Genomic DNA, 6698 nt, shown 5'->3' with positions numbered 1-6698 from the left:
TCCTTCTTCCTTCTCTCCTAGATAATATGAGCCTTCTTCCTTTAAACCCAAATCTCTGTACTCTAAAAAACATGAAAACTGCTATAAGTATTCTCTATCTCCTTTTTTATATTTCTTGATACATTCAATCTCTAATAGATTGAGAAAATATAAATCAATAAATCTATGGGGGTAGATAATTTTTAATTTTCACGCTTATTGAAGATTAGCACGAGCATTTCGTTGCAGCATTTCCGGTTTAATGCGTCGTAATGCAGAGGCCGGAAACTGCTTATTCCAATCTTCTTCTGATATCTCTGCTAGTTCTGTTAACTGAGGTGCTAAATTATCAGGGTAGGGTTGAAAATCATCAATATTTGTCTCTTGAGCAAATCTTTGATTCCAAGGACAAACATCTTGGCAAATATCACAACCTGCAACCCACCCTTTTAAATTTGACTTAATATGTGCAGGCAGTTCAGGATTTCTGTTTTCAATTGTATGATAAGCAATACAAAGATTTGCATCAACAACAAAAGGTTCTACAATGGCATTAGTTGGACAAGCTTCAAGACAACGAGTACAACTACCACAATGTGCAGTATGAGAGCGATCGCTTGTCAACTCTAGGTTGATCAGCACCTCCCCCAAAAATACCCATGAACCATATTCTCTAGTAATTAGATTACCATTTTTTGCTATCCAACCTAATCCAGCTTGCTCCGCCAATGCTTTTTCCATAATAGGGCCAGTATCTACATAATAGCGGGTTAAAATCTCCTTGTCTTGCTCTTGCAGCCAGTTGGCCAAAGCTTTTAACTTTTTGTGCACCACTTTGTGATAATCCCTACCCCACCCATAGCGAGAAATTTTGCCTATCTTATTATTTTCAGAATGTTGATGTGGCGTGTAATAGTTGAGTGCCACACAAATAACAGACTGTACCTCTGGCATAACTCGCTTTAAATCTTGACGTTTGGGATTAGCCATCCATTCTAAATCTGTCTGATAACCCTTATTCAACCACCCTTGTAATCTATTTATTTCTGAGCCAATTTCATTAGCTGAAGCAATCCCAACTTTGTGAAATCCTAATTCTAGGGCTTTTTGTTTAATTTGACTACTTTTAATAGGGGATTTCATCGATATGATTTGTTTTAAACAACATTTTACTCGACATTCTTATAGATAAATAAAGAGAGAATGTATAAGAATAGTCGTCTTTTTTATGTACGATTTGCAACTTATTAACATGAACACTCTAAGTTTGATTTATATCTGATTCCTAAACCTAGCTAAAACTGTTATTTAACTTAACTCTTGTGGAATTTATAGTCTGCTAAAACATAACTTATAAAACNAATATACACAAAATGCCTCCGAAAACTTATTAACATGAACACTCTAAGTTTGATTTATATCTGATTCCTAAACCTAGCTAAAACTGTTATTTAACTTAACTCTTGTGGAATTTATAGTCTGCTAAAACATAACTTATAAAACCCAAGTATGGTCATAAAATTAGCCTCCGAAATATTTATAAAGTAAATATTTTAATTTGAAGTTTTTGGGGATATTTGTAAGGAACTATTTAACATTCATTCTCCCAGTTCCACATCTTTAGGACGGCATTTCCAGTCAGGATGACTTGTCATTAACAAGCTCTCTAAAGTTTCTCGATCAAATATATGGCATACTAATAAGCCATTGAAATAACATTCAACAGCATAACAGTTTTGAGTAATGCAGCAGATATAGCAGCTTTTTAAANCAAATATATGGCATACTAATAAGCCATTGAAATAACATTCAACAGCATAACAGTTTTGAGTAATGCAGCAGATATAGCAGCTTTTTAAATATCTCTCTATTTTGATATGTGCCCCTGATTCTAAAGCTTGAAATTTTTGGATATTTTGTTTAAATTCATCTATAGAAGACACGATTAAACCAGGAATCATGGCTGTTAGTGTTTTTTCTCCATTAATGTGAATCCAATAATTGCGGGTAGAATCAATTCCTTTTAACCAAGGAGACTCATCATCTTTGAGACGGTAGCGAGGTGTTAAAGGAAAAAACTTATTCATATAACTAACCTAAAATATATTGTTATTAAAAAAACTTATTTTTATTTTGTAGTAGAGTATCCTGGAGTTGCAACTTAACTTAACAAAAATTATTAAATACTACAAAATTATGGGCGTTTTATTATATAAAAGGTGATTAATAGCTTTAGAGAAAGAGGAAGTATAAAGATAAAATTTACCTTTTCTGCAAAGATTGATCCCAAGGTTTCAGCAACGCAAATTTTTTTAACGTTTAATTAGACCTACCTACTTATTCAATCGAACATAAGATAATATTCTTTTTTCATGCTTGGTATTAAATATAAAAATTCTAGCGGTTTATCACTCATGTTGACTTGCATTACTTCTTCCTTCTTCCTTCTCTCCTAGATAATATGAGCCTTCTTCCTTTAAACCCAAATCTCTGTACTCTAAAAAACATGAAAACTGCTATAAGTTTGAAACTTGCCAGAAGTTTTCCAGGATGTTTGAATAGTCTTACCGAATTATTAATAATTAATAGTTAAATAATTCGCGCCTTGAAGCCTCCCCTTGGATAGGGGAAAAAAGTGCTCTTGAATTTCCTGATCTTCAATTCCGTAACGGTTTTAATCAGAGGTAATTATCAATTATCAATTATCAATTATCAATTATCAATTATCAATTAATGAAGCGGGATTATCCTGTAGCATAAGTGCTAAAATACTTTTGGTCTTGGTTATTAGGTCAATAGGTAATACGAATCAATCTTACTCTTTTGCCAACAATTTGCTATTTTTTATAGATAAGGCAGTTAGCCTAACAGTTTCTAGGTGGAGCGGTCGGATTAGTTAACCTATAATTAACTCTATAAGTCCCGCGTTGTCGTATTTGCGCAACGTCCGGAGGAGGTCAAACTTCTAAGCCTATTCAACAGTAAAGCTATGGTAAGTGGTGGTTTGTTTACCCAACCCTTACAGTCAGAAGTCAGGAGATCAGGTTGCAAGTCCATTAGCAATATACTAATCTTGTTACAATTCAATCAATTCTAATTAACCAATGGGTTATTAAACTTTTTCTGGTATACTTGCTTCCAACTTTAGACAGTTTCTACCATCTATTTGCAAACTATAGTCTACACGATCCATCAATCTATTCATAATCAACCATCCATAACCACTTTCTTGTTTGGCTTCTGGTGTTGGTGGATTATAATCCCCTGTACGATAACCTTGACCATAGTCCCAAATTTCCAAAGCAATATCACGCTCTTTAATTTCTAAGCGTATTAGCACTGGTAAGTGAGGTTGGTCCTTATGAGCATGACGAATCACATTGGAATAAGCTTCCGCCAGCACCAAGCGTAAACGGTTGGATTGACGAGGCCAATCAATATGTTCTCCTAGCTCTACTTCTAAACTGCTTAATAACCAATGTTCGACAATAGTTAAAAAATTGAGGTTGCTTGGCACCTGAAGCTCAGTTTTCATAAATTCAGAGAACCTCCAGAGATAGTATAGTTTGATCGTCTTCCTGAACTTGATTATCGGCTCTGATATAAGCCAATACACTATTTAGGTCTAGTTGTTCTTTATGCTCCTGTAGGAGTTTCCATAAACCTTCTTGTTGCAACATTACACGAATTGGTTCCCCACCATCATTAGATTCTTGAACCACTGTAGCTTCAGTGATACCATCACTTGTAAGTAAGAATATATCTCCTGAATCTAAGTCTATAGTACCTGCTTTGCCTTTCCATATTGGTAATATTCCTAGGGGAATACCACGATCTTTGAGGAAATTTGGTTTTACTTCCTCGGAACCTTGGTTTCCAGCAGCTACCAGTGCGGTTTTAGACCAGACTAAAGGATATATATGGCCAGCATTAGCATAAGCTAATAATCCGGTTTCTGGTGTATAGCGAGCCAAGACCATTGTAATGAAGCAATTATTACTAATTAAATCATCTGAAAGACTACTATTGAGATTTTGCATTACTTCGTAGGGGTCTGGGGGATTTTCTTGAGAAAGTTCTCGTCTCATTACAGAAATAGCACTAGCCATAAATAAGGCAGCAGGTACTCCCTTTCCAGAAACATCTCCTAATGCTAACCAGATTTCTCCTTGAGAGTGAGTATAAACTTCAAAGAAATCACCTCCTACTTCTCTAGCAGGATAGCAACAGCCTTGTATCTTAAATGTTTCAAAGTCTGGCCAACTTTGACGTAATAAGTTGCTCTGTATCTGACGAGCTACTTCTAGCTCATTACGCATTTGTTCGGCTAGTTCTCTAGTCTTTTGATAGAGTTGAGCTTGCGATAATGCCAAGGCTCCCTGCTCTAATACACTTTCTATAAGATTGACATCTTCAGTAGACCAGAAGTTATTACTATTTTCTTGATTAAGGGCTAAAACTGCTAGTAAATCTTTCTGGTAAATTAGAGGGACTATTAATTTACAACTACTTTTTTCTGAACCTTCTTCAAAATAAGTTTGGCGATTCTCTAATACCTGCAATAATAATTCTTCAGTAATTGGAAACTCGTTTTGAGAATTTTCAGAGTTTTGATAGGAAAAAGACTCAGACATGAGGCGATCGCCTGCTGCTGGCCATAATCTACCTTCTGTGGCCGCAAAAGTTAGTCCCACTGTCTGAACTATTGTCGATAACATACTAGAGTAATCCAATGATTCTCTAATTGCACTCATAACCTTATTCAAAATAGACTCTCGTCGCAGAGCAAGAGTCAAAGCATTAGTGCGTTGCTTCACTACTTTGTAGGTTTCTGAAGCTTGTTGAACTACGACTTTTAGTTCTTCTGGATTCCAGGGTTTTGTAATATACTTAAATACTTTACCTGAGTTGATTGCTTCTACTAAATCTTCTACATCTGTGTAGCCTGTCAGTAGAATCCGAACAGTATCTGGAAATGTTTCTAAGGTTTTACCTAAAAACTCTGTACCATTCATTTCTGGCATTCTTTGGTCAGAGATAATCAGTGCCATTTCTCCTACTTCTTCTAAAACGTCCATAGCACTGAAGGCACTATCTGCTTTATATACCTTAAAGTCCCGCCGAAACGTCCTATACAACAAATCCAGGTTGTCTGGTTCGTCATCGACTACCATCAATTTTAGTTTCGTTTCTCGCCGACTCATGCTATAATTTGGCTCCCAGAAGTTTTTTTAGTTCTCACACTCTCATTTTGGCCGTTAGAGTATTTTATAACAAAATATTTTTGCTTTACAAAATAATATAGTGGCTGTAAAATTTGATAAATTTGGTCATCACTTGTTCCGGTCATTAGCTTTATGTAAGGAACTAAATTTGAGTTATTTAATGACTTTACATAAAATTGTAATCTTTAATCAATGTAGTTTTGAGCATCGGTTTGATTATTTCAATCCTATCTATACTTGGAAATAATGTTGATTATCAGCAATATAGATAAAGTACGATTTAGCAATTCAGTTTTTTTATATATATTATTTTGTGTAAATTCCCTGATATATACCTAGCTCAACTTTTCTGCCAATCTTAGTTTAGCAGAACGTGCTCGTGGATTCGTTGATATTTCATTATCTTGAGGCTGGATGGGTTTTTTTGTCAACACCTGTAAAACGGATGAGTCTCTAAAACCATGTTTAACTAAACGGTCTTCTAAACTATGAAAGCTAATAATTCCGATTCTACCCTTAGTTTTTAGCCAGTTAGGAGCATTCTTGAGGAAAGTTTCTAGGCTAGAAAGTTCCTGATTTACTTCTATTCTGAGAGCTTGAAAAACACGAGTAGCTGGATGTATTCTACCATAACGGTATTTCCGAGGTACTGAATGGGCGATCGCTTCTGCTAACTCGGTTGTTGTTTCAAAAGGACGACGTTCTACTATTTTTCTAGCAATACGTCTAGATAGACGTTCTTCTCCATAAGTATAAAAAATATTTGCTAACTTGGCTTCTTCCCAGTGATTAACTATTTCGGCTGCTGTTATAGTTTGTTGCTGGTTCATCCGCATATCTAATTGGGCATCATACCGGAAACTAAAGCCACGTTCTGGGGTATCCAACTGTACAGAATTTATACCTAAATCAGCTATTATACCATCAAACTCAAGATTTTTAGGTTGATAATCAGCAAAATTGCCATACCAAAATTGGATGTTAGAGCTGTAATCGGCCAATGAGGTTTTGCAAGAGGCGATCGCTTGTTCGTCTTGGTCAATAGCTACTACTTTAACGTCTGGGGCAGCAGCTAAAATTAACTGAGTATGGCCACCGTATCCCAATGTTGCATCTAAGTACAGACCTCCTGGACGGATTGCTAAACCAGAAATTAATTCATTACTTAGAACTGGTACATGGTTCATTAAGATCAAAAATTAGTATTATATTAGACTTATTGCAAAAGTCAAAGTAACAGAAATTAGGTATTTTTGAGAAATAAACACTACATATTTATAACGTTATATAGCAATCAGGAATGAGATGTGAGAATTTTTATGATAGTTAGTTTTAGCTGAAAACCTTAAAAATTCTGACTCCTGTACGGGCGATTTCCTCCGGAATGGTACGCAAACGCGTAATTAGGAGCATTCTGGCACGGAAATCGCCCCTACGACTCCTGACTCCTAAGTACCACCAAAATCTTACAACTTAAATATGATTGCTATAGTT

4 protein-coding genes are annotated in these 6698 nt (G+C 35.4%); all 4 read right to left on the bottom strand.

Going from position 1 to position 6698, the window contains the following annotated elements; translation table 11 throughout:
• Positions 1-195: 195 nt before the first annotated feature.
• Positions 196-1122 (bottom strand): tRNA epoxyqueuosine(34) reductase QueG, encoded by a 927-nt coding sequence (gene queG, locus AFK68_RS16550; protein WP_094673738.1) that lies wholly within the window; start codon positions 1120-1122, stop codon positions 196-198.
• 1969 nt (positions 1123-3091) lie between these two features.
• Entirely contained in the window at positions 3092-3514 is a 423-nt protein-coding gene (locus tag AFK68_RS16540) for an anti-sigma regulatory factor (protein ID WP_094671770.1), read from the bottom strand.
• A 4-nt stretch (positions 3515-3518) separates the two neighbouring features.
• The gene (locus AFK68_RS16535) at positions 3519-5183 is read right to left on the bottom strand and encodes a SpoIIE family protein phosphatase (RefSeq protein WP_094671769.1); all 1665 of its coding nucleotides are present in this window, start codon (positions 5181-5183) and stop codon (positions 3519-3521) included.
• Positions 5184-5539: 356 nt separating this feature from the next.
• Positions 5540-6391: a 16S rRNA (cytosine(1402)-N(4))-methyltransferase RsmH gene (gene rsmH / locus AFK68_RS16530; protein ID WP_094673736.1), complete on the bottom strand. Its 852-nt coding sequence runs from the start codon at positions 6389-6391 to the stop codon at positions 5540-5542.
• Positions 6392-6698 lie beyond the last annotated feature (307 nt).

The sequence above is a fragment of the Hydrocoleum sp. CS-953 genome, assembly GCF_002260545.1.
Lineage (GTDB): Bacteria > Cyanobacteriota > Cyanobacteriia > Cyanobacteriales > Microcoleaceae > Trichodesmium.
Note: the sequence above shows the minus strand (reverse complement) of the source record. Positions and strands in the feature narration are given on the sequence as shown.

Coding starts and splice junctions, on each gene's coding strand:
- AFK68_RS16535 (WP_094671769.1), bottom strand. CDS start 5,183: ATGAGTCGGCGAGAAACGAAACTAAAATTGATGGTAGTCGATGACGAA.
- rsmH (WP_094673736.1), bottom strand. CDS start 6,391: ATGAACCATGTACCAGTTCTAAGTAATGAATTAATTTCTGGTTTAGCA.
- AFK68_RS16540 (WP_094671770.1), bottom strand. CDS start 3,514: ATGAAAACTGAGCTTCAGGTGCCAAGCAACCTCAATTTTTTAACTATT.
- queG (WP_094673738.1), bottom strand. CDS start 1,122: ATGAAATCCCCTATTAAAAGTAGTCAAATTAAACAAAAAGCCCTAGAA.